This window comes from Pantoea sp. Cy-640 (assembly GCF_011752635.1).
Classification (GTDB): Bacteria; Pseudomonadota; Gammaproteobacteria; order Enterobacterales; family Enterobacteriaceae; genus Pantoea; species Pantoea dispersa.
This window is the reverse complement of sequence record NZ_VWXB01000012.1, coordinates 132570-156812: the sequence shown is the minus strand read 5'-3', so window position 1 is coordinate 156812 and position 24243 is coordinate 132570. Positions and strand designations below refer to the sequence as shown.

The following is a 24243-nucleotide window of genomic DNA, read 5'->3' as shown; positions in this document are numbered from 1 at the left end:
TGTTTGCTCCTGAATCTGTTAAACAAAGGGCGGCCCTAAGCCGCCCCTGCAAAATGTGTCGCCTGCCGCCGGTATTACTTCTTCTGCTCGTTCAGCGCGCGAATGCGTGAAGAGAGCGAGAACAGACGGATAAAGCCGCCCGCGTGACGGTGATCGTACACTTCGTCTTCGCCGAAGGTGGCAAACTCTTCTGAGTACAGGCTGTTCGCCGATTTTTTCTGGATCGCCGTGGCCTGGCCTTTATACAGCTGCAGTACCACTTCACCGTTCACCAGCTCTGCCAGCGATGCGGCAGCGGCCTGGATTGACTGACGCAGCGGTGCGAACCAGCGGCCGTCATACACCACGTAAGACATCTCCTGACCCAGCTGCTCACGCCATTTGAAGCTGTCGCGATCCAGTACCAGCTGCTCAACCGCACGCAGCGCGTTGACCATGATGGTGCCGCCAGGGGTTTCGTAGCAGCCGCGTGATTTAATGCCCACCAGACGGTTTTCCACGATATCAATCCGGCCCACGCCGTGTTTCGCTCCCAGCGCATTGAGTTTTTCCAGACACTGGAACGGGCTCAGTTTCTCACCGTTCACCGCGACAACCTGGCCTTTCTCCACGCTGACGGTGACGTTTTCTGGCTGATCCGGCGCTTCCAGCGGATCGACGGTCCACACCCAGCAATCTTTGTTTGGCGCGTTCCACGGGCTCTCCAGCACGCCACCTTCGGTCGAGATGTGCCAGGCGTTCTCATCACGGCTGTAGATTTTTTCCAGCGACGCGGTGGTCGGGATATTGCGCTCTTTCAGGTAATCCAGCAGTGCTTCACGTGAACGCAGGTTCCACTCACGCCATGGCGCCACCACTTTAAGCTGCGGTGCCAGCGCGGTATAGGTGGTTTCGAAACGCACCTGATCGTTGCCTTTACCGGTTGCGCCGTGGCACAGTGCGTCTGCGCCCACTTTCAGCGCCAGTTCAACCTGCGCTTTGGCGATGATAGGACGCGCCATTGAGGTGCCCAGCAGATAGGTGCCTTCGTACAGCGCACCGGTCTGCAGCACCGGGTAAACGTATTCGCTGATAAACTCTTCACGCAGATCGACCACGTGGCACTCAGACGCGCCCGACTGCAGCGCTTTCTTCTCTACGCCTTCCAGATCGGCCGGATCCTGACCAATGTTGGCCACGAACGCCACCACTTCACAACCACCGTAGTTCTCTTTCAGCCAGGGAATGATGGCCGAGGTATCCAGACCGCCCGAGTAAGCCAGAACGATTTTTTTGATGTTTTGCGTGCTCATGTCGTAATCCTTGATTATGCGAGAATCCGGGTGCCAATCGACACGCCGTTGAAAAGGGTTGGCAGCTGTTCAGCATGACGCCAGCTGGCGATATCCACCGGGCGGCCCAGCGTACGCGCCGCGTCGAGCGCCGCATGCACTTTCACAATCATGCCATCGGTAATAATGCCCTGGGCAATCAGCTGCTCGGCTTTGGCTGCGGTCATCTCGGCGATGCGCTGACCTTTGCCGTCAAGAATACCGCTGACGTCCGACAGCAGCACCAGATCGGCACCGATCGTCGCCGCCAGCGCGGTCGCGGCCTGGTCGGCGTTGACGTTCATCAGTTCGCCGCCGTCGGTGATGCCAATCGAGCTGATCACCGGCATATAGCCTGCATCCAGCAGCGTATTGAGCAGCTGCGGATTACCCGGCGTGGCGTTGCCGACATGCCCCAGCTCCTCATCGAACTGCGCCACGTTCACCAGGCCGGCATCGCCGAGGCATAAACCCACTGCGCCAATGCCGTACTTCTTCGCCCATGCCAGCAGCGTTTTGTTGGCGGTGCCGGCCAGCGCACCGGTAATAATGTCGATCTGATCGGCTGGCGTCACGCGCAAACCGTTCTTCTTTTTCACCGGCAGCGCCAGTTTCTTCATCAGCTCGTCCACCAGGCAGCCACCGCCGTGGACGATGATCAGCGGACGCTGATACTGCGTGCGGTACGCCAGCAGGGCATCAAACAGACGCGCCAGCGCTTCTTCGCTATCCAGCAGTACGCCGCCCAGCTTAATGATTAGAGGATTGCTCATGGTCAGGTTATCCGTCCGTTAAATCAGAGACAGCGTTTCGGGGAAGCCGAAACGAATATTGAGACACTGCACCGCCTGTGAGGAGGCGCCTTTCAGCAGGTTGTCTTCCGCTGCGACAACAATCAGGTGCTCGCCCTGCACGGCAAAGCCGATATCGCAGAACGGCAGGCCAACCACCCCTTTCAGCGCCGGTACGCCTTTGTCGTACAGCCGCACCAGTGGTTTGTCGTGGTAGGCGCTGTGGTACGCCGCCGCCACATCCTGCTGGCTCACACCGGCGTTCAGACGGCAGGTGATGGTTTCCAGAATGCCGCGCGGGAAATTACCGAGATGCGGCGTGAAGATCACCGGCGTGCCGAGATGGGCCACAATCTCCGGATGGTGACGGTGATTGAAGAGACCGTACGGCTGCAGGCTGACTTCACAGAAGCTGGTGGTGACGCTGGCTTTACGCCCGGCACCGCTGACGCCACTGGTGGCATTGATGACCGGCCACTGAGCCGGATTAAGCAGGCCAGCCTTAATCAGCGGCTTAAGCGCCAGCTGCGCGGCGGTCGGATAGCAACCCGGCACCGCCACCAGCTGCGCGTCTTTAATTTGCTCGTGGTTCCATTCGGCCAGGCCGTAAACGGCTTTGTCGAGCCACGCCTGGTGCTGATGGCTGAAACCGTAATACTGTTGATAAAAGCCGTCGTCGTTAACGCGGAACGCACCTGAGAGGTCGAACACCACGCAGCCGGCTTTCAGGAATTCCGGGGCCAGATCGTGGCTGACTTCGTGTGCGGTGGCGAGGAACACCACATCGACCTTGCCGGCCCACTCTGCGGCATCACCCAGCGGCTGCAATGGCAAATCGACCCTGCCTTTCAGCTGCGGATGGAGATCGGAGAGTAACTTTCCGGCATCCGGGCTTTGCGCTGAAACCGCCAAAGCGGTTATGTTCATATGCGGGTGGCGATTCAGGTAGGTGGCAAGCTCTACGCCAGCATAACCACTGGCACCAACGATCAGCGTATTCAACATCAGGCTGTATACCTTATTACAGTCACACGTATCGGGTCGCGGCATTGCCCCGTTGCCCACGATGCCGTTTGCAGCTTTTTTCAGTTCACATGCAGACGACGTTAATGTATTTTTATTCACTATTAATGCATTAATATTGATACATCCTAACCCAGGGACCGTCAACAGTGAAGACAAAAATTCCACCTTTTATCGAACTCTACCGCCAGCTGATTGCAACACCGTCGATCAGCGCCACCGACAGCGCGCTGGATCAGAGCAATGAAACTTTAATCAATTTGCTGGCGGGCTGGTTCCGCGATCTCGGCTTCAGCGTGGAAGTCCAGCCGGTGCCGGGTACACGCCACAAATTCAACCTGCTGGCGCGCAGCGGCAGCGGCGCAGGTGGCCTGCTGCTGGCGGGCCATACCGACACCGTGCCGTACGACGATGGCCGCTGGACGCGCGATCCCTTCACCCTGACCGAACATGACAACAAGCTGTACGGCTTAGGCACCGCCGACATGAAAGGCTTCTTTGCCTTTATTCTTGATGCGCTGCGTGACGTTGACGTGACGAAGCTCAGCAAACCGCTGTACATCCTCGCCACCGCCGATGAAGAAACCACCATGGCCGGCGCGAAATACTTCTCTGAATCGACCCAGCTGCGGCCGGACTGCGCCATCATCGGCGAACCGACGTCGCTGAAACCGGTGCGCGCCCACAAAGGCCATTTGTCGCACGCCATCCGTATTCAGGGTCAGTCCGGTCATTCCAGCGATCCGGCGCGCGGCGTGAACGCTATCGAGCTGATGCATGAATCCATTACTCAGCTGATGCAGCTGCGTAATACGCTGAAAGAGCGCTATCACCATGACGGCTTCGCCATTCCGTATCCGACCATGAACTTTGGCCATATCCACGGCGGCGACGCGGCGAACCGCATCTGCGCCTGCTGTGAGCTGCATATGGATATCCGTCCGCTGCCGGGACTGACGCTGAGCGATCTCGACGGTTTACTCAATGAAGCGCTGGCACCGGTGAGCGCGCGCTGGCCGGGCCGTCTGACTGTCGGTGAGCTGCATCCGCCGATTCCCGGTTACGAATGCCCGGCCGATCATGAACTGGTCAAAGTGGTGGAGAAGCTGCTGGGCGTGCCGACAGAAGTGGTGAATTACTGCACCGAAGCGCCGTTTATCCAGCAGTTGTGCCCGACGCTGGTGTTAGGGCCTGGATCCATCAATCAGGCGCATCAGCCAGACGAGTTTATTGATACCGCATTTATTAAGCCGACTCATGCGCTTATCACTCAGGTTGTGCAGCATTTTTGCCATTGATGATTAAAAGATGGGGCATTTCACTGCGAAATCAGCAAATTGCCCCGTCATTATCCGGGATTTGATAATAAGAATAACTTATCCCACCTCCTGTCAATTAAATTCGATGAATTTCCGATAGTTAGCAGCACGATACCGGCAATTTAAGTCAATTGACGAACAGGAAGAACCGTGGCTAGATAAAAGACGATGTTATGCCCGTTGGGTATAGAGGTTTTATATTTAAGACGATAAGGGTGTCAGGGTCACATGAACGAACAATATTCCGCAATGCGAAGTAATGTCAGTATGCTCGGCAAACTGCTCGGGGATACGATAAAGGATGCACTGGGAGAGAACATCCTCGATCGGGTGGAGACCATCCGCAAGCTCTCTAAGTCATCCCGTGCAGGAAATGACACTCATCGTAAGGAACTGCTCTCCACGCTGCAAAACCTGTCTAACGACGAGCTGCTGCCGGTGGCACGCGCGTTCAGCCAGTTCCTTAACCTCACCAACGTGGCAGAGCAGTATCAAACCATTTCGCGCAGCGGCGACGGTGCTAACCATCCGGAGCTGCTGAAAAAGACCTTCGAGCGCCTGAAGCAGCAGAGCGATCTCAGCGAGCCGGCCATCCGCCAGGCGATTGAGGAGCTGTCGCTGGAGCTGGTGCTCACCGCCCACCCGACCGAAATTACCCGCCGCACGCTGATCCACAAGCTGGGCGAAGTGAACAGCTGTCTGCAACAGCTCGACCACAGCGACATCACCGACTACGAACGCAACCAGGTTATGCGCCGTCTGCGTCAGCTGGTAGCGCAGGCGTGGCACACCGATGAGATCCGTAAATATCGCCCGACGCCGGTAGATGAAGCCAAATGGGGCTTCGCGGTGGTGGAGAACAGCCTGTGGGAAGGCGTGCCGGCGTTTCTGCGCGAGCTGAACCAGCAGGTGGAAGAGAGCTTCGGCATCCAGCTGCCGGTGGATTTCGTACCAATCAAATTTACCTCGTGGATGGGCGGCGACCGTGACGGTAACCCGAACGTCACCGCACCGATTACCCGCCACGTGATGCAGCTAAGCCGCTGGAAAGCCGCCGACCTGTTCCTGCGCGACATCGGCGTGCTGGTGTCCGAGCTGTCGATGTCCGAGTGCAGCGACGAAGTGCGCGAATTGTGTGGCGATGCGGAGGCGCTGGAGCCGTATCGTGTGATTCTGAAGCGTATCCGCAGCCAGCTGATGAGCACCCAGAGCTATCTGGAGCGCCGCCTGAAGGGTGAGCGCCTGCCGCGTCCGGCCGATCTGCTGGTCTCTAACGATCAACTGTGGCAGCCGCTGTTTGCTATTTACCAGTCGCTGCAGCAGTGCGGCATGGGCATCATCGCCAACGGCCAGCTGCTGGATACGCTGCGCCGCGTGAAGTGCTTCGGCGTGCCGCTGGTGCGCATCGATATCCGTCAGGAGAGCACCCGCCACACCGAAGCGATTGCCGAAGTGACGCGCTATCTCGGACTGGGCGACTATGAAAGCTGGTCAGAAGCCGACAAGCAGGCGTTCCTGATCCGTGAACTGAATTCCAAGCGGCCGCTGCTGCCGCGGCAGTGGGAGCCCAGCGACAACACGCGTGAAGTGCTGGATACCTGCAAAGTGGCGGCAGAAGCGCCGCAGGGCTCGATTGCCGCCTATGTGATTTCGATGGCCAAAACGCCGTCTGACGTGCTGGCGGTGCATCTGCTGCTGAAAGAGGCCGGCATCCCTTACGCAATGCCGGTGGCGCCGCTGTTTGAAACCCTCGACGACCTCAACAACGCCAATGACGTGATGAGCCAGCTGCTGAATATCGACTGGTATCGCGGCTTCATCAACGGCAAGCAGATGGTGATGATTGGCTATTCCGACTCGGCAAAAGATGCCGGCGTGATGGCAGCCAGCTGGGCACAGTATCAGGCCCAGGATGCGCTGATTAAAACCTGCGACAAAGCCGGCATTACCCTGACGCTGTTCCACGGACGCGGCGGTTCGATTGGCCGCGGTGGCGCACCGGCGCATGCAGCCCTGCTGTCACAGCCGCCGGGCAGCCTGAAAGGCGGCCTGCGCGTGACCGAACAGGGCGAAATGATTCGCTTCAAATATGGCCTGCCGGAAGTCACCATCGCCAGCCTGTCGCTTTACACCGGGGCGATTCTGGAAGCCAACCTGCTGCCACCGCCAGAGCCAAAACGCGAATGGCAGGAGATCATGAACGGCCTGTCAGCCTATTCGTGCGCCATGTACCGCGGCTATGTGCGTGAAAATCCGGATTTCGTTCCCTACTTCCGCTCGGCGACGCCAGAGCAGGAGCTGGGTAAACTGCCGCTCGGATCGCGCCCGGCGAAACGGCGTCCGACCGGCGGCGTAGAGTCGCTGCGCGCCATTCCGTGGATCTTCGCCTGGACGCAGAACCGCCTGATGCTGCCCGCGTGGCTGGGTGCCGGCGCGGCGCTGCAGAAAGCGATGGACGAAGGCCATCAGGATCAGCTGGAAACCATGTGCAGCGAATGGCCGTTCTTCGCCACGCGCCTCGGCATGCTGGAGATGGTGTTCTCGAAGGCTGACCTGTGGCTGGCGGAGTATTACGATCAGCGTCTGGTGGATAAATCGCTGTGGCCGCTCGGCAAACAGCTGCGCGATCAGCTCGATGCCGACATCAAAGCGGTGCTGACCATCGCGAACGATGCGCATCTGATGGCGGACCAGCCGTGGATCGCCGAATCCATCGCGCTGCGTAACGTCTACACCGATCCGCTCAACGTGCTGCAGGCGGAACTGCTGCAGCGTGCGCGTGCGCAGGAAGAGCGCGGCGATGAACCTGATGCGCGCGTAGAACAGGCGCTGATGGTCACTATCGCTGGCGTCGCGGCCGGCATGCGTAACACCGGCTAACGGCTGGCGGCGCATCACAGCAAGAAGGGGGCCCTGAGGCCCCCTTCTCTTTTTTATCCTTTCACGCTTATGCCGCCAGCGTCGGGCGAACACCCAGCGTGTGGCAGATAGCGTAGCTCATCTCGGCGCGGTTCAGCGTGTAGAAGTGAAAGTCCTTCACCCCTTCGCGCGACAGGATTTTCACCATGTCCATGGCGATGTTGGCACCGACCATTTTGCGCGTCTCCGCATCATCATCCAGCCCGTCAAACATGGCGTTCATCCAGCCCGGTACGCGCACGTTGGTCATGGTGGCGAAACGCTGCAGCTGTTTAAAGTTGGAGACCGGCAGAATGCCCGGCACAATCTCCACGTCGATACCGGTGGCCACGCAACGATCGCGAAAGCGCAGATAGCTCTCCACGTCGAAGAAAAACTGGGTAATCGCGCGACTGGCGCCAGCATCAATTTTTCGCTTCAGGTTGATCAGATCCGCCTGCGCACTCTTCGCTTCCGGATGCACTTCGGGATAGGCCGCTACCGAGATGTCGAAATCACCGACCTCTTTCAGCAGCGACACCAGATCGCTGCCGTACATGTCTGGTTTGCCGCCGCCCGGTGGTAAATCGCCGCGCAGCGCCACGATATGGCGAATGCCGTTATTCCAGTAGTCTCGCGCAATGGCGCGCAGTTCATCGCGCGTCGCATCAATACAGGTGAGATGCGGTGCCGCTTCCAGTCCGGTGCGCTCTTTAATGCCTTTGATGATGCTGTGAGTGCGGTCGCGCTCGCCGGAGTTGGCTCCGTAAGTTACCGAGACGAATTTGGGTTTCAGGCTGCTCAGGCGGTCGATGGAGTTCCACAGGGTTGCTTCCATTTCGCTGGTGCGGGGCGGGAAAAACTCAAAAGAGACATTAATTTGCCCGTTCAGCTCAGCCAGGCTCTGGTTCAGCGCTTCGCGCTGATTGGCATGAAAGAAACTCATCCTGTTACCTCATCATCACATATCGATTAATTTGCGAACCGCGAACATCCATACGTTTAGACGTCCAGATGCACAAAATGAACGATCTTCAGCTTAGCGTCAACATAAAATTGCTTGCCGGGCGTGACAAATATTCAACCAAAGTGAAAGGGATTCACCTGACGGGGAAGCAGAGGAAAAAACGCAGACAGCGGACGCCGTCTGCGCAGCAGGTTTACAGCAGTTGGGCGAGACGATTGATATCAGACTGTAGCGCACCGGCGGTGACATCCCGGCCGGCGCCCGGCCCGCGGATCACCAGCGGATTGTCGCGATACCAGCGGCTTTCAATGGCAAACACGTTATCGCACGGCAGCAGCGCCGCCAGCGGATGCTCCGGACGCACCGCTTCCACGCCGACGCGCGCTTTACCGTTGGCATCGAAACGCGCCACGTAGCGCAGCACCAGCCCCATCTCCTGTGCGGCTTCGAAGCGCTGCAGCATCTGCTCGTTCAGCTCGTCGGCGTTTTCAAAGAAGTGGTCAATGGATTCGCCTTCGCACTGTGACGGCACCAGCGATTCAACCCGCACCTGATCCGGTTCGATGTCGTAACCGGCTTCGCGCGCCAGAATCACCAGTTTGCGCATCACATCCTGACCGGAGAGATCGACGCGCGGGTCGGGCTCGGTTAAGCCCTGCTGCCACGCCTGATCGACCAGCTCGCTGAACGGCACCGTGCCGTCAAACTGCAGGAACAGCCACGACAGCGTGCCGGAGAAGATACCGCTGATCGCCAGAATGCTGTCGCCGCTTTCACGCAGGTCGCGCACCGTATGATTGACCGGCAATCCGGCACCCACGGTCGCGTTATACAGCCAGTGGCGACCAGTTTTGGCAAAGGCATCGCGTACCTGACGCCAGCTCTGGCCGCTGGCAGCGCCGGCCACTTTGTTGGCGCTGATGACGTGGAAGCCGTGGCTGGCAAAATCGTGATACTGCTGCGCCAGCGAATCACTGGCGGTGACGTCCAGCACCACCAGATCGTCAAACGGGTGCGCGCGCATCCACAGGAACAGCGACTCTTCGTCGCGCGCTTCGGCTTCATCATCAAAGAAGGCCAGCGCCCGGCTGGCGTCGAGACCGTCATAGCTCAGCAGGCTGCGGCTACTGTCCGCCACGCCCGCCAGCACAAATTCAAACCCGGTACGCGCCGACAGCGTCTCCTGCTCGCGCGCGAACAGCTCCAGCCAGCGTGAACCGATATTGCCTTTGCCAAACAGGATCAGGCCGATGCGCTTCTCGGCGCGGAACAGCGACTGGTGCAGTCCCTGAATCAGATGCTGGGTCGGTCCGACGCGCAGCACCGCCACCAGGCTGATGTGATCTTCTGACTGCCAGACGAATTCGACCGGCTGGTCTTTGATTTGCTGCCAGAAGCGATGGCTGTGCAGCGGATTACGCGTCACGCCAGCACCGACCAGCGCCACCAGCGCCAGACCGTCGCGCAGCTGCAGATGACCAGGCAGCGCCGCGTCCTGCAGCAGGTTAAAGGCACTATTGACCACTTCCGAGGTGTAACACAGCTGCAGCAGGCGACGATCCGGATGGATACCCATCGCCAGCGGACGCAGCTGCGCGCGCTTCAGCAGCAGATCGATCTCTTTCTGCTGGGTGGCAAAATCGTGGCTATCGGGAATCTGAATCTCAACCAGGCAGACATCGTCGTGACTGGTGACAATGCGCGCGCCGGTGCCGGATGCCAGCACGCGCTCAATGCGCGTTGAGCCCTGCTCCGGCTGATAGCTGCAGCGCAGCTGTAAATCGATGTCGCTGTTGGAGACCGGCTGCAGCGTACGCGTGTGCAGCACCGGCGCCGCCAGTCGGGCCAGCTCGCTGGCCTCATCCAGCCGCAGCAGCGGCAGCAGGCAGGCATCGGAGACCTTGCGCGGGTCCGCGCTGTAAACGCCAGCGACGTCGCTCCAGATGGTGACGCGGTTCACGCCCGCCAGCGCGCCAATCTGCGTTGCCGAGTAGTCAGAGCCGTTACGGCCGAGCAGTACGGTTTCGCCCGCTTCGCTGCGGCTGATAAAACCCGTCACCACCAGACGCTTATGCGGATGCTGCGCCAGCAGCGCCTGCAGCAGCGGCCAGGATTTGCCTTCATCTACCTGCGGCTGTGCCGCACGTTCGGCACGCAGGAAGTCGCGTGCGTCCAGCCACGCCGCTTCGATATCGCGCTGGCTGAGCACCGCCGCCATCAGGCGCGCCGACCAGATTTCGCCGTGGCCGACCACTTCGGCGTACACCGCATCGGTGATGGCGCCGTCGAGCAGCGCCGCCAGGCGTTCAAGATCGCGGATGAAGGCTGCGGTCAGGGTTTCTGCATATTCAGCAGGCAGCAGTGCAGCGATCAACTCGCGGTGAAAACGGCGTAACGCCTGTTGCACCTGATGGGCCGATAAGCGATCGCTCTGGCTCAGCTTGAGCCAGCTGATCAGCTGGTTAGTGGTGCTGCCTGCGGCAGAGACCACCATTAAGTCGCCCGGCTGGCTGTAATCGGCCATGATACCGGCGACGCGCTGATAACAGCGCGCGTCGGCCAGGCTACTGCCACCAAATTTATGCAACTGCTTGATCGGCGTTCCCGCGCCTGCTGAAATCGTCATGGTTACCCCTCGGCTGCGATCCTGAATGCATTATCCAGGTCGGCGATTAAATCTTCGTGATCTTCAATTCCGACAGAAATACGCAGCAGCGAGTCGGAAATGCCCGCTGCGGCACGCGCGTCCGCCGACATGCCGGCGTGCGTCATGGTGGCGGTGTGCGAAATCAGACTTTCCACGCCGCCCAGCGACTCCGCCAGCGTAAACAGCTGCAGCGCTTTCAGGAAGCGGCGCAGCCGCGCCTCATCGGCGTCGAGTTCAAAACTGAGCATGGCGCCAAAACCGCGCTGCTGACGCGCGGCAAACTGGTGGCCGGCGTTCTCTGGCAGAGACGGATGATACAGCTTTTTCACCAGCGGTTGTTGCTTCAGGTAATCAACAATCGCCAGGGCGTTACGCTGCGCCGCCGCCATGCGCGGTGCCAGGGTGCGCAGGCCGCGCAGCAGCAGATAGCTGTCAAACGCCGCGCCGGTGACGCCAATGTTATTCGCCCACCAGGCGAGTTCCGTGACCAGCGCCGGATCTTTAGCGATGACCGCACCGGCCACCACGTCCGAGTGACCATTGAGATATTTGGTGCAGGAGTGGATCACCAGATCGGCCCCCAGAGCCAGCGGGTTCTGCAGCGCCGGGCTGAGGAAGGTGTTGTCCACTACGCTCACCGCCCCGGCAGCACGCGCGGCGGCGCAGATGGCCGCAATGTCCACCACGCGCAGCAGCGGATTGCTTGGGCTTTCGACCAGCACCAGCTTTGGCTTTTCCGCCAGCGCCGCCGCCAGCGCCGCTTCATCGCCCTGATCGACAAACTTCACGCGGTAAGCGCCACGCTTGCTCAGGCTGTCAAACAGACGATAGCTGCCGCCGTAGCAGTCGTGCGGCGCCACCAGCAGATCGCCTGGCTTCAGGAACACCGTCGTCACCAGATGAATCGCCGACATCCCGGTGTTGGTCAGCACCGCGCCCGCGCCGCCTTCCAGCTCAGCCAGCGCGCGCTGGACGACATCGCGCGTCGGGTTACCGCGGCGTGAATAGTCATGCGCGCGCGGCTCGTTGAAATCGAGGAAGTTATAGGTGCTGGAGAGGTGAATCGGTGGGACAACGCAGCCATATTGCTCGTCATCATTCAAACCGCTGCGTACTGCGATGGTTGCCTGTTTACGCGTCATGGTGCTTACTGTTCCTGAAGTGTAATAAAAAAGTGGCAACAGAATAACATTCCGCAACTGGACGTCAATACATCTGGACATCTAAATGTCTTTGCGTATAGATTGAGCAAAGCCGCAATACCCGCTAAAATTACGCGTCATCGCCTGGTGTTCAGCGCGCTTTCCTGTGAAACGCGATGTGTAAGCATAAAACCGGCAGTTTAAGCGGTCAGGCATCGAAAGATCGGGCATAATCAACGGATTTCCCCATATTCAACTTTTTATTGATTAAGGTAACCCATGGCTGAATGGAACGGCGAATATATCAGCCCTTACGCTGAACACGGTAAGAAGAGCGAGCAGGTTAAGAAGATTACAGTTTCTATCCCGCTGAAAGTGCTGAAGATTTTAACGGATGAGCGTACCCGCCGTCAGGTGAACAATCTGCGTCACGCCACCAACAGCGAACTGCTGTGCGAAGCCTTTTTGCATGCCTTCACCGGGCAACCGCTGCCGAATGATGTTGATCTGCGTAAAGAGCGCAGCGACGAGATTCCGGAAGAAGCAAAACAGATTATGCGTGAGATGGGCATCGATCCCGACAGCTGGGAATACTGAGGCCAGAAATAAAAAAACCCAGCCGAGGCTGGGTTTTTTCTTGCAACCGAATCGTGAAGATTCGCCGGCAAATAATCTTATTTCTTGCTGCCTGGGATGCTGAAACGCTTGTTGAAGCGATCAACACGACCACCAGAGTCAACAACACGCTGCTTACCGGTGTAGAACGGGTGGCATTTGCCGCACACGTCCAGGTTCAGGGTACCAGTCATGGTTGAACGGGTGTTGATCACGTTGCCGCAAGAGCAGGTGATGGTCACAGCTTCGTATTTCGGGTGAATACCTTGTTTCATGGGAGAACCTCATAAAAGGCCGTGTCGCTCTCCGTGCCAGGCGAACCTGCACAGCACCACACGCGGTTAATAAATGGTGTATCTTTGACGAGTCATCTCATCAAAGGCGGCATAGTATACAGAAAATGAGCGCATTGATCAAATCCGTGCAATGCGCCGCGCTCTGCCATGCCGGATAAACGCTGGCCGCCAGCGCCGCCGCGCGCTGAAGTATGACGGGGGTGACGCCAGCGTGTACACTACTTCTCCTTTTTACAGAACCGGATAGAGATCGACATGCCCGTTGTTCAGGTTGCCCTGCCCGTTCCGCTGCCTCGCCTGTTTGACTACCTGCTGCCCGCCGATGCGCCGCAGCCGGTGGCCGGCGCGCGCGTGAGCGTACCGTTCGGCAACCGGAAAATGACGGGCATCGTGGTTAGCACGCGCGCCACCAGCGATCTCCCCCTTGCCCAGCTGAAGCAGATTGATGCGTTGCTCGACGACCGCTCGCTGTTCTCACCCGCGCTGTGGCGCATCCTCAACTGGGCCGCCGGCTACTATCACTCTCCGCTCGGCGAAGTGCTCAGCCATGCGCTGCCGGTGCTGCTGCGTCAGGGCAAGCCGGCCCAGGAAGCGCCGCTGTGGCAGTGGGTAGTGAACGAAGCCGGGCGCGAAGTGGCGCTGGAAAGCCTGAAGCGCGCGCCGAAACAGCAGCAGGCGCTGGCGGCGTTGCGTCAGCGGCCGCTGTATCGGCATCAGATCGGCGAGCAGGATTTTACCGATGCCGCGCTGCAGGCACTGCGTGCCAAAGGCCTGTGCGACCTGCGCGAACATGCGCCACAGCAGCACGACTGGCGCACCAGTTTCGCGGTGAAAGGTGAACGGCTGCGGCTGAATACCGATCAGGCGATGGCGGTGGGCGCCATTCGCAGCGAGGACGAACATTACGCCGCGTGGCTGCTGGCAGGCATTACCGGATCGGGTAAAACCGAGGTCTATCTCAGCGTGCTGGAGAATGTGCTGGCGCGCGGCAAACAGGCGCTGGTGCTGGTGCCGGAAATTGGCCTGACGCCGCAAACCATCGCCCGCTTTCGTGAACGCTTCGATGCGCCGATTGATGTGCTGCACTCGGCGCTCAATGACAGCGAGCGTCTGGCGGTATGGCTGCGCGCGCGCAGCGGCGAGACCGCCATCGTCATCGGCACACGATCCGCGCTGTTCACACCGCTGGCGCGGCCGGGCGTGATCATCATTGATGAAGAACACGACAGCTCCTACAAACAGCAGGAGGGCTGGCGCTACCAGGCGCGCGATTTGGCGGTATTCCGCGCTCACGAAGAAGATGTGCCGATTGTGATGGGCTCGGCGACGCCGGCGCTGGAGACGCTGCACAACGTGCGTGTCGGCAAATATCGCCAGCTCAACCTGACCAAACGCGCCGGTAACGCCAAACCGGCGCTGCAGCAGCTAATCGATCTCAAGGGGCAGCAGCTGAAAGGCGGTCTCGCGCCGGCGCTGCTGGGCAAGATGCGCCAGCACCTGCAGGCGGATAATCAGGTTCTGCTGTTTCTCAATCGCCGCGGCTTTTCGCCGGCGCTGATGTGCCACGACTGCGGCTGGCTGGCGGAGTGCCAGCGCTGCGACAGTTATTACACGCTGCATCAGCAGCATCGTCAGCTGCGCTGTCACCACTGCGACAGCCAGCGTCCGCTGCCGCATCAGTGTCCGGGCTGCGGTTCTACCCATCTGCTGCCGGTCGGCGTGGGCACGGAACAGCTGGAGCAGCAGCTCAGCACGCTGTTTCCTGGCGTACCGGTGTCGCGCATCGATCGCGATACCACCAGCCGCAAAGGCGCGCTGGAACAGCATCTGGCCGATGTGCATCGCGGCGGGGCGCGCATCCTGGTCGGCACGCAGATGCTGGCCAAAGGCCATCACTTCCCTGACGTGACGCTGGTATCGCTGCTGGATGTCGATGGCGCGCTGTTTTCCGCCGATTTCCGGGCCGCCGAGCGCTTTGCCCAGCTCTACACGCAGGTCGCCGGCCGCGCCGGCCGCGCCGGTAAGCAGGGCGAAGTGTTACTACAGACGCACCACCCGGAACATCCACTGCTGCAAACGCTGCTGCATCGCGGCTATTTTGCGTTTGCCGATCAGACGCTGCTGGAGCGCCAGTCGGTGCAGCTGCCGCCGTGGACCAGCCACGCACTGTTTCGCGCGGAAGATCTGGATAATGCGCAGGCGGCGGAGTTCCTTACTCAGCTGCGTAACCTGCTGGAAGCCAGCCCGCTCAAAGATGAGGCGATGTGGCTGATGGGGCCGGTGCCGGCGCTGGCACCGAAGCGCAGCGGACGCTGGCGCTGGCAACTGCTGCTACAGCATCCATCGCGCAAGCGGCTGCAGCAGCTGCTGAGCAGTTCACTGCCGCTGGTCACCACCCTGCCCGCCGCGCGCAAAGTCAAATGGACACTGGATATCGACCCCACCGAGAGTTAAGCCGCGCCACATCTGCGAGCCAGATCGAAAAAAGTCGCACAAGTCACAATTTTTATGCAAATTAAGTAACAACCTCACACGGCGTTGGGTTAACAATAGTGCCCGTCCCGGCACTGGGCCGGCTATGTGTGAATATCTATGCGCTGTACCGCGTCAGGAGTTAACGTTGGATCAGAAGCAACCCTCATCGGCAGCCACCATGAAAGATGTGGCCGAGCAGGCTGGCGTCTCCACCGCCACGGTTTCGCGCGCGCTGATGAATCCGGAAAAAGTCTCCGCCGCGACCCGGCAGAAAGTGGAACAGGCGGTGCAGGCCGTCGGCTATGCGCCGCACGGTCTGGCGCGCAACGCCAAACGCGGCGACACGCAAACTATTCTGGTGATTGTGCCGGACATCTGTGACCCTTTCTTCAGCGAGATTATCCGCGGCGTGGAAGTGACCGCCGCGCAGGAAGGCTATCTGGTGCTGATTGGTGACTGCGCGCATCAGGATCAGCAGGAGAAAACCTTCCTTAACCTGATGCTGACGCGCCAGATTGACGGCATGGTACTGCTGGGTTCGCAGCTGCCGTTTGACGCCGGCATTGAAGATCAGCGCAATCTGCCGCCCATGGTGATGGGCAACGAGTTCGCGCCGGAGATGGCGCTGCCCACGGTGCATATCGATAACCTGACCGCGGCCTTTGAAGCGGTGAATCACCTGTTACAGCTGGGCCATCGGCAGATCGCCTGCATCACCGGACCGGAACATATCCCGCTCAGCCAGTATCGGCTGCAGGGCTACATCCAGGCGCTGCGCCGCAGCAATATCGCCATCGATCCCACGCTGATTGTGCACGGCGACTTTACCTTTGAAGCCGGTGCCAGCGCGCTGAAGCAGCTGATGAGCCTGCGGCAGCCGCCGAAAGCCCTGTTCTGCCATAGCGATCTCATGGCGCTGGGCGCGATGAACCAGGCGCGCAAGCTGGGAATGCGTATTCCGCAGGATCTGTCGGTGGTCGGCTTCGATGATATCGAGCTGGCGCAATACTACGATCCGCCCCTGACCACCGTGGCACAGCCGCGTTTTGCCATTGGCCGCGAAGCGATGCTGCTGCTGCTGGATGAGCTGCAGGGCAAACGGGTCAACAACGGTTCACGCCTGCTCGACGCCGAACTCCGCGTCCGCGGCAGTACTGCACCGGCAGCAAAACGCGAAAAATGAATGCGGGAACCCTGCATTTTCAGCAGATTCTGAAGGCAGACTGTGCTGGTCAAAGTTCCAGCCCTTGAGTAACATGACGCATTCCTTGCCGGGCAAAATTAACACCCCATTTATACGCCCAGTGGCATTTTTTTGAAGGGTATCAGAACGAAAGTGGCACAGAGAGATTACGTAGGCCGCGGGCGTTCAACAGGGACGCGTCGCAAAAAACCCGCAGGCCGCAGCAAGAAAAGCAAAGGCGGCTCCGGCACTTCAAAGCTGATGATAGTACTGGCCGTGGCAGTGCTGGTGACCTTTGCCGGTGGTTTATGGTTCATCTCGCATCACAAAAAAGAAGAAACACCGGTGATTCCGAATCATAAAGCCAACGGTAATGGCCTGCCGCCGAAGCCGGAAGAGCGCTGGAAATACATCAAAGAGCTGGAAAATCGTCAGGTGACCGTGCCGTCGCCCACCGAGCCGTCTGCCGGTGGCGAGATCAAGTCGCAAACCCAGCTGACCGACGAACAGCGTCAGCTGCTGGAGCAGATGCAGGCCGATATGCGCCAGCAGCCAACCCAGCTGAATGAAGTGCCGTGGAACGAACAAACCCCGGCTCAGCGCCAGCAAACGCTGCAGCGTCAGCAGCAGGCACAACAGCAACAACAGCAGTTGCAGCGTCAGCAGCAGCAGTTACAGCAGCAGCAGCGTCAGCAACAGTTGCAGCAGCAGCGCCAGCAGGAATTGCAGCAGCAGGCGGCACGCCAGCAGCAGCAACAGGCCGCGCCGATCACTCGCGAGCCGGCGAAGCCGCAGGAGAGCGCCAAAGCCAAAACGGAAGAGAAAGCGAGCACCCAGCGCTGGATGGTGCAGTGTGGCTCGTTTAAAGGTACCGATCAGGCGGAATCGGTACGCGCCGGTCTGGCGTTTGAAGGTTTCGAAAGCCGCATCACGACTGGCGGCGGCTGGAATCGCGTGGTGATTGGGCCGTTTAAAGACCGCAGCAGCGCAGACAGCACCGTGAAGCGCCTGCACAGCTCCGGCCACAGCAGCTGTATTCCGCTCGCCCTGCCTTAACCCTCCCTGCTCGCCCCCGGCAATTTGCAGCATCAGATATTGCCGGGGGTTGAAACCCCACAGGATTACCCCATATCTGGTTGCATGATACGCCGCGCCCGCTGCGCGGTGTCTTTTTTCCACTGCAACAAGGGGTCTGCCCGTGACAACAATAGTAAGTGTACGACGCAACGGCCGGGTCGTGATCGGCGGTGATGGCCAGGCGACGCTCGGCAATACCGTAATGAAAGGCAATGTTAAAAAGGTGCGTCGTCTTTACAACGACAAAGTGATCGCGGGCTTTGCTGGCGGCACCGCAGATGCCTTTACCCTGTTTGAACTGTTCGAACGCAAACTGGAGATGCATCAGGGCCATCTGGTGAAAGCCGCAGTCGAACTGGCGAAAGACTGGCGTACTGACCGGATGCTGCGCCGCCTTGAAGCGCTGCTGGCGGTTGCCGATGAGAACTCCTCACTGATCATCAGCGGTAACGGTGACGTGATTCAGCCGGAAAATGACCTGATTGCCATCGGTTCCGGCGGGCCTTACGCCCAGGCAGCCGCCCGCGCGCTGCTGGAGAACACGGAGATGGGTGCGCACGATATCGTAGCCAAAGCGCTGAATATCGCCGGTGATATCTGCATCTACACCAACCACAACATTAACTACGAAGAATTACCGTCTAAGGCGTAAGGACCAAAACCATGTCTGAGATGACTCCACGCGAGATTGTCAGCGAGCTTAACCGCTTCATCATCGGCCAGGACGGCGCCAAAAAAGCGGTCGCCATTGCGCTGCGTAACCGCTGGCGCCGCATGCAGCTTGACGAAGAGCTGCGCCATGAAGTGACCCCAAAAAATATCCTGATGATCGGCCCGACCGGCGTCGGTAAAACCGAAATCGCCCGCCGTCTGGCGAAGCTGGCCAATGCGCCGTTCATCAAAGTTGAAGCCACTAAATTCACCGAAGTGGGCTATGTCGGGAAAGAAGTGGATTCGATTATTCGCGATCTGACGGACTCCGCCATTAAGATGGTGCGCAGCCAGGCGATCGAGAAAAACAAATACCGCGCTGAAGAGATGGCAGAAGATCGCATTCTGGATGTGCTGATCCCGCCAGCGAAAAACAACTGGGGGCAGCCGGAGCAGAGCGCTGAGCCGTCCGCTGCGCGCCAGTCGTTCCGCAAAAAACTGCGCGAAGGCCAGCTGGATGACAAAGAGATTGAGATCGATCTGGCTGCTGCACCGATGGGCGTTGAAATCATGGCGCCTCCGGGCATGGAAGAGATGACCAGCCAGCTGCAGTCGATGTTCCAGAACCTCGGCGGCCAGAAGCAGAAACCGCGTAAGCTGAAAATCAAAGATGCGATGAAGCTGCTGATTGAAGAAGAAGCGGCCAAGCTGGTGAATCCGGAAGAGCTGAAGCAGGACGCCATCGACGCGGTTGAACAGCACGGTATCGTGTTCATCGATGAAATCGACAAAATCTGTAAGCGCGGCGGCCAGTCGTCGGGCCCGGATGTGTCACGTGAAGGCGTGCAGCGCGATCTGCTGCCGCTGGTGGAAGGCTGCACCGTGTCCACCAAACACGGCATGGTCAAAACTGACCATATCCTGTTTATCGCCTCCGGTGCGTTCCAGGTGGCCAGCCCGTCGGATCTGATTCCGGAGCTGCAGGGTCGTCTGCCGATTCGCGTTGAGCTGCAGGCGCTGACGGTCAATGATTTCGAACGCATCCTGACCGAGCCGAACGCGTCCGTGACCGTGCAGTACAAAGCGCTGATGGGCACCGAAGGCGTTAACGTTGAATTCACTGAAGACGGCATCCGTCGCATCGCCGAAGCGGCGTGGCAGGTGAACGAAACCACCGAGAACATCGGTGCACGTCGTCTGCACACCGTGCTGGAGCGTCTGATGGAAGATATCTCCTACGACGCCAGCGATCGCCACGGCGAATCGATCACCATTGATGCCGAATACGTTGGTCAGCATCTGGATGAACTGGTGGCCGACGAAGATCTCAGCCGCTTCATTCTGTAATTCCAGTCAATACCCAGCCTTGCGCTGGGTATTTTTTTGCCCGCCCGCCAGCTGCACCCGATTATCCCGTTGCCTCTGTTGTCGCTGCGCTGCAAAAGCGGGCGGATTTGATGTATCCTTTGCCTGTTTTCCTTAATGAGTTTTCCCAATGAAAGAACAAGAAAAAGCCGAGATTAAACGTCTCAGCGACCAGCTGGACGCGCTGAATCGCAAAGAACCGCAGCTGCTGGAAGCGGGCGATGCCGAAAAGCTTGGCGCGCTGCTGAAAGAGAAAGAGACGCTGGTGCAGGAAATTGAGCGTCTGCGCAACGTGCGCGAAGAGAAGCTGAGCAAAGAAGCCCAGCAGCTGAAAAAGCTGCCGTTCAGCCGTGAAATCACCAAAAAAGAGCAGGCGAACATGGGTGCGCTGAAGAAAAGCGTGCGCGGCCTGGTGGTGGTACACCCGATGACCGCGCTGGGACGCGAGATGGGGCTGAAGGTGATGACCGGCTACGCAAAGCAGCCGTTCTGATTGCCGTTACGCGGCGTGGACCACGTCGCGTTCTGCCCCGGCAGCCTGCAGCACCTGCTGCGCCAGCGTATCCAGCAAGGCATAGCGGCGGCGATACTCCGCGCGCTTCTTGCTGGCAATCTCTTCCAGATCTTTACGTGCCATGCTCAGCGGCAGCGTAAACAGCTCATCACCCCGCATTTCCCCGCCCAGTGACAGCCAGAACTCGCTATAGCTGGCAAAGAATTTATCACCTTTGCTGTGACGGTAGCGCAGGCTGCGGAAAACATGGGTGGTATCGCCGACGGCGGTAATGGCCTGTACGCCGCACTGTGCCGCCAGAATAAATACCGCTTCCATCAGCAGACGCTTAGGAAATACGCCGTGCGCGGCTTTGGTGGCATCGCGAATAACGTCACTGGAAATATGTTTCCGCGGCCCCTGCAAGCCCCCAATTAATAGCGTGCGCTGCTGCTGTTCCTGAATAATAGAGAATGACAGCGAGGCCAGCGTCATATCCTGATAATTAAGCAGCAGCGTAATTTCCCCTTCCCGGTCGTAATGGCCGGAGCAGCAATATAGCGCAAATTGCTCCTCGTTTTTGCCGTCGAAACGGGCAAGGAGATTACCGCTCGGGCTCAGCAGCAACTGGCGCAGCTGATTATTCGCCAGCCGATCCATTAATTGATAATGATCGAGAATCGCCTGCGCACGCTGCGCCACGCTGAAACCGGCGCGCAAATAGGGACGATGCGGCTTAGCCGGCAGTAAGCCCTGGCTGTTTAACAGCTGCGGCAGAAAAGAGAGTTTGGCCAGCTGATGGAGATAATTAAAGGTGGTCAGTGGAAATACCGCTGACCTTAAGGCAAATTTCAGGCGAAATTGCTGGCTATTCCACAGCTTATTTGGCCGCAGCTTTCCACTGACTAAAGGTATAAACAGCGCAGCCGACGAAACGGAGTCCGGCTCAGAATGTGTAATAATAGACATGATTATTTTTACGTCGCGAGATAACTGAAGGCTACTGTATGCCCCAAATTATCAACGGCGCGTTAATAACCACTTTAGCCTGGCCATGATGTGGTGTTTGTTGAGCTGCGGTTTAGGATGGCGATAAAAAAACCGGTGCACGCAGGCACCGGTTATTCACATAGCGTAAGCCAGAACTTATTTTGCCGAGGCGAAACGTGCCGCTGCTTCGTCCCAGTTCACCACGTTCCAGAACGCTTTGATGTAGTCAGGGCGCTTGTTCTGATACTTCAGATAGTAAGCGTGCTCCCACACATCCAGACCGATGATTGGGAAACCAGACACGCCAGCGATGGCTTCGCCCATCAGCGGGTTGTCCTGGTTAGCGGTTGAAACGACCGCCAGCTTGTCGCCTTTTTTCACCAGCCACGCCCAGCCAGAGCCAAAACGGGTCGCGGCCGCTTTCTCGAACTCTTCCTGGAATTTCTCAACGCTACCGAAATCTTTTTCGATTGCCGCTTTCAGGTCGCCCTGCAGCGTAGTGCCGGTTTTCAGGCCTTTCCAGAACAGGCTGTGGTTAGCGTGGCCGCCAGCGTTGTTACGCAGTGGGCCTTTTTTGTCTGCTGGCAGCTGATCCAGTTTGGTGATCAGTTCATCAACCGGCAGGTTTGCGAATTCGGTACCTTCCAGCGCCGCGTTGGCGTTGTTAACGTAGGTCTGGTGATGTTTAGTGTGATGGATTTCCATCGTCTGCTTGTCGAAGTGCGGTTCCAGTGCGTCGTAGGCGTACGGCAGGGATGGCAGTGAATAACTCATGTTCTTCCTCTCCATTTAGTGTTTGGCAGCACAACCTAGCTGGTGTGCCGCATAAGCAGTCGGATCATTATAGTTAAAATCATGATCCGGAAAAGGGTTATCAATGCCTTAGTAATGATAAGGATTTGATCAATCTGGCAAAAGGTGCGCACACACGGCTACACCTTGTGCGTACTGGCGCGCAGCTTAAGCTGCACCGGCAGCTCATTGATGGCAGGCGGCTCGTCGCCGTTGAGCGCCGCCAGCAGGCGTTTACCGGCCATGCGCCCCATCTCCTCGTACGGCAGCACAATGCTGGTCAGCGGCGGCGAACATACCGCCGCCAGCGGGCCACCGCCTATGCTGGCAATCGCCAGTTGGCTGGGCACCGAGACGCCGGCCGCGTGACAGGCCATGATGGCGCCGCACGCCACTTCATCGCTGGTACAGATCAGGACGTCCAGTTCCGGCCAGGTGAGACGGATCTCTGCCAGCAGGCTGTGGCCGGCGGCAAAGGTGGGCATTTTTGGTGAGGTCACTACGCGGTGCGGTGCCAGATTCAGCGCCAGCATCCCGCTGTGCCAGCCATTAAGCAGCTGACGGAAAATAGTGCTGTGTGTTTGTGTGCACAGCAGGCCGGGATGGCGATAGCCGCGCTCCACCAGGCTGTTTACCAGCTGGCGAATGGCTTTCGCATAGTCCACGCCGATGCTGATGCCGGCAGAATCCTGATGCACGCCGCCGATGTCCATCACCGGAAGGCCGGAGTTGCTCAGCAGGCGCTGCGCTTCGGCGGCATTGTCGAAATTGAAGTGCACCATCGCGGCCGGGTTGTAGGAGAGCAGCATCTCGATCAGCTCGCTCTCCTCCGCCGCCGAGTGATTGGCTTCGGCCAGCATCATGTTATAGCCCTGCGGCCGCAGCACCTCCTGCAGCGCCTCTGACACAATCGCGCTGCCCGGCGTAGCAAAAGAAGGTACCACCATGGTTATCAGCCGCGACGAGGCTGACGCCAGGTTACGCGCCTGCACGTTGGGCACATAGGCCAGTTCCGCGACGGCCGCGTCGATCCTTGCGCGAATTTCGGGCGACACTTTCTCCGGCATACGCAAAGCGCGCGACGCCGTCATGGCGCTGACACCGACCAAACGGGCAACATCGGCCAGCGTGCTTTTGCCGGTACTGCGCCGTCGTTTTTCTGTCATGCGTTCTCCTGTCTCTACCCTGCTGGTTCCGGGTAGCGCTCGATTTATCCGCACGCAGCTTAAAACCAAAAGCAAATTGGTGCCATGTTAAAAACCACAGAATCGGGCATGTCTCATTGGCTGCGTGATTTTCGCTGGCCTGAGCATGTCACCCCGGCCTCAGCGTGACAAACCGCGCGCGCAAAAATGTTATCGCTAACACAGTTTTTAACATCATTCGTGTTAGCGCTAACTTTTGCGAGCAACATCACAGAACCCAGGCGATAAAATCACCTACAGTGCACCGCATCGACGAATAAACAGGAATTAGTGATGCTCACTCAATGGCTGACACCGCAACATATCCGGGTAATAGACGACGTTAGCGACTGGCAGGAAGCGGTGCGTTTATCGGCCGAGCCGCTGCTGGCGGAGGGGGCAATTACCCCGGCTTATCTGGATGCGATCTTTACGTCGCACGCTGAGCTGGGGCCCTATTATGTGCTGGCGCCGGGTCTGGCGATGCCGCATGCGCGTCCGGAACAGGGTGCGCGCAAAAACGGCCTGTCGCTGCTGCACGTAAAACAAGGTGTGAATTTTGCCGCCGATGAAAACGACCCGGTGTTTGTCGTTATTATGCTGTGCGCCCTGTCTGGCGACGATCATATTCAGATGATCACCGCGCTGGCTGAGGTGTTCAGCGACGAATCCCGCCTGCAGCAATTGCTGTCGGCATCGACCCTGCCAGCGATTGAAGCTGTCATTAAAGATTAATCACCAGAGAAACCTGAAAATGAAAAAAGTACTGATTGTGTGTGGAAACGGTTTAGGCAGCAGCTTCATTGTGGAAATGAACGTGAAGAAAATTATTAAGGAGCTGGGTAAAGAGGCTGAAGTGGGTCATACCGATTTAACCTCTGCCAAATCTGAGCAGGCCGATATTATCATCAGCGCTAAAGATATCGCTGACCAGCTGTCGAGCCACAGCGCACAGGTATTTGGCCTGAGCAATTTACTGGATAACGCCAGAATTAAAGAAATTCTCGCCGACAACCTGTAATTGA

General features: G+C 58.6%; 21 protein-coding genes. 11 read left to right on the top strand and 10 right to left on the bottom strand.

Annotated elements, in window-relative coordinates; all coding sequences use genetic code 11:
- Positions 1-74: 74 nt before the first annotated feature.
- Genes F3J36_RS22770 through argC form a run of 3 tightly spaced genes read right to left on the bottom strand, consistent with a single transcriptional unit; the run spans position 75 to position 3106 of the window.
- Complete coding sequence (locus tag F3J36_RS22770) at positions 75-1292, bottom strand: argininosuccinate synthase (RefSeq protein ID WP_021506829.1); 1218 nt, start codon at positions 1290-1292, stop codon at positions 75-77.
- A gap of 14 nt (positions 1293-1306) precedes the next feature.
- The gene (argB, locus tag F3J36_RS22765) at positions 1307-2083 is read right to left on the bottom strand and encodes an acetylglutamate kinase (RefSeq protein ID WP_021506830.1); all 777 of its coding nucleotides are present in this window, start codon (positions 2081-2083) and stop codon (positions 1307-1309) included.
- 18 nt (positions 2084-2101) lie between these two features.
- Entirely contained in the window at positions 2102-3106 is a 1005-nt protein-coding gene (argC, locus tag F3J36_RS22760; RefSeq protein WP_058758139.1) for an N-acetyl-gamma-glutamyl-phosphate reductase, read from the bottom strand.
- A 167-nt stretch (positions 3107-3273) separates the two neighbouring features.
- Between argC and argE the strand changes: the two genes are divergently transcribed.
- Together argE and ppc are read left to right on the top strand one after the other, a co-directional pair.
- Complete coding sequence (argE, locus tag F3J36_RS22755) at positions 3274-4422, top strand: acetylornithine deacetylase (RefSeq protein WP_021506832.1); 1149 nt, start codon at positions 3274-3276, stop codon at positions 4420-4422.
- 249 nt (positions 4423-4671) lie between these two features.
- Positions 4672-7323, top strand: a complete 2652-nt coding sequence (ppc, locus tag F3J36_RS22750) for a phosphoenolpyruvate carboxylase (protein ID WP_031279588.1) — start codon at positions 4672-4674, stop codon at positions 7321-7323.
- A gap of 67 nt (positions 7324-7390) precedes the next feature.
- Here ppc and metF read toward each other — a convergent pair whose 3' ends face one another.
- The 3 genes from metF to metB form a co-directional block, all read right to left on the bottom strand.
- A complete protein-coding gene (gene metF, locus F3J36_RS22745) occupies positions 7391-8287 on the bottom strand; it encodes a methylenetetrahydrofolate reductase (protein ID WP_021506834.1) in 897 nt (298 codons plus the stop codon).
- Positions 8288-8501: 214 nt separating this feature from the next.
- The gene (locus tag F3J36_RS22740) at positions 8502-10934 is read right to left on the bottom strand and encodes a bifunctional aspartate kinase/homoserine dehydrogenase II (RefSeq protein WP_166720647.1); all 2433 of its coding nucleotides are present in this window, start codon (positions 10932-10934) and stop codon (positions 8502-8504) included.
- A 2-nt stretch (positions 10935-10936) separates the two neighbouring features.
- Entirely contained in the window at positions 10937-12097 is a 1161-nt protein-coding gene (gene metB, locus F3J36_RS22735) for a cystathionine gamma-synthase (protein ID WP_021506836.1), read from the bottom strand.
- Between the two features lie 279 nt (positions 12098-12376).
- Here metB and metJ point away from each other — a divergent pair, with 279 nt between their 5' ends.
- The gene (metJ, locus tag F3J36_RS22730) at positions 12377-12694 is read left to right on the top strand and encodes a met regulon transcriptional regulator MetJ (RefSeq protein WP_007885403.1); all 318 of its coding nucleotides are present in this window, start codon (positions 12377-12379) and stop codon (positions 12692-12694) included.
- Between the two features lie 77 nt (positions 12695-12771).
- On the opposite strand, the gene rpmE is transcribed toward metJ, so the two are convergent.
- Positions 12772-12987 (bottom strand): 50S ribosomal protein L31, encoded by a 216-nt coding sequence (gene rpmE, locus F3J36_RS22725; RefSeq protein ID WP_021506837.1) that lies wholly within the window; start codon positions 12985-12987, stop codon positions 12772-12774.
- A gap of 276 nt (positions 12988-13263) precedes the next feature.
- Here rpmE and priA point away from each other — a divergent pair, with 276 nt between their 5' ends.
- From priA to F3J36_RS22695, 6 genes are all read left to right on the top strand, one after another.
- Positions 13264-15462, top strand: a complete 2199-nt coding sequence (priA, locus tag F3J36_RS22720) for a primosomal protein N' (RefSeq protein WP_058770775.1) — start codon at positions 13264-13266, stop codon at positions 15460-15462.
- Between the two features lie 166 nt (positions 15463-15628).
- Complete coding sequence (cytR, locus tag F3J36_RS22715) at positions 15629-16666, top strand: DNA-binding transcriptional regulator CytR (RefSeq protein ID WP_166720646.1); 1038 nt, start codon at positions 15629-15631, stop codon at positions 16664-16666.
- 153 nt (positions 16667-16819) lie between these two features.
- A complete protein-coding gene (gene ftsN, locus F3J36_RS22710; protein ID WP_072209006.1) occupies positions 16820-17722 on the top strand; it encodes a cell division protein FtsN in 903 nt (300 codons plus the stop codon).
- 142 nt (positions 17723-17864) lie between these two features.
- Positions 17865-18395: an ATP-dependent protease subunit HslV gene (gene hslV / locus F3J36_RS22705; RefSeq protein ID WP_031279590.1), complete on the top strand. Its 531-nt coding sequence runs from the start codon at positions 17865-17867 to the stop codon at positions 18393-18395.
- An 11-nt stretch (positions 18396-18406) separates the two neighbouring features.
- Complete coding sequence (gene hslU, locus F3J36_RS22700; protein WP_021506842.1) at positions 18407-19741, top strand: HslU--HslV peptidase ATPase subunit; 1335 nt, start codon at positions 18407-18409, stop codon at positions 19739-19741.
- A gap of 148 nt (positions 19742-19889) precedes the next feature.
- A complete protein-coding gene (locus F3J36_RS22695) occupies positions 19890-20252 on the top strand; it encodes a YibL family ribosome-associated protein (RefSeq protein ID WP_021506843.1) in 363 nt (120 codons plus the stop codon).
- A 6-nt stretch (positions 20253-20258) separates the two neighbouring features.
- Here the strand turns inward: F3J36_RS22695 and F3J36_RS22690 are convergent, their stop codons facing one another.
- The 3 genes from F3J36_RS22690 to F3J36_RS22680 form a co-directional block, all read right to left on the bottom strand.
- The gene (locus tag F3J36_RS22690) at positions 20259-21221 is read right to left on the bottom strand and encodes a VirK/YbjX family protein (RefSeq protein WP_166720645.1); all 963 of its coding nucleotides are present in this window, start codon (positions 21219-21221) and stop codon (positions 20259-20261) included.
- A 177-nt stretch (positions 21222-21398) separates the two neighbouring features.
- Entirely contained in the window at positions 21399-22016 is a 618-nt protein-coding gene (sodA, locus tag F3J36_RS22685) for a superoxide dismutase [Mn] (RefSeq protein ID WP_021506845.1), read from the bottom strand.
- Between the two features lie 158 nt (positions 22017-22174).
- A complete protein-coding gene (locus F3J36_RS22680; RefSeq protein WP_021506846.1) occupies positions 22175-23200 on the bottom strand; it encodes a LacI family DNA-binding transcriptional regulator in 1026 nt (341 codons plus the stop codon).
- 312 nt (positions 23201-23512) lie between these two features.
- On the opposite strand from F3J36_RS22680, the gene F3J36_RS22675 reads away from it, so the two are divergent.
- On the top strand, positions 23513-23953 hold the full coding sequence (locus F3J36_RS22675; RefSeq protein WP_021506847.1) for a PTS sugar transporter subunit IIA: 441 nt from the start codon (positions 23513-23515) through the stop codon (positions 23951-23953).
- Positions 23954-23972: 19 nt separating this feature from the next.
- Positions 23973-24239 carry a PTS sugar transporter subunit IIB gene (locus F3J36_RS22670; RefSeq protein WP_021313417.1) on the top strand — a complete coding sequence of 89 codons (267 nt, stop codon included), beginning with the start codon at positions 23973-23975 and terminating at the stop codon, positions 24237-24239.
- Positions 24240-24243: the final 4 nt, after the last annotated feature.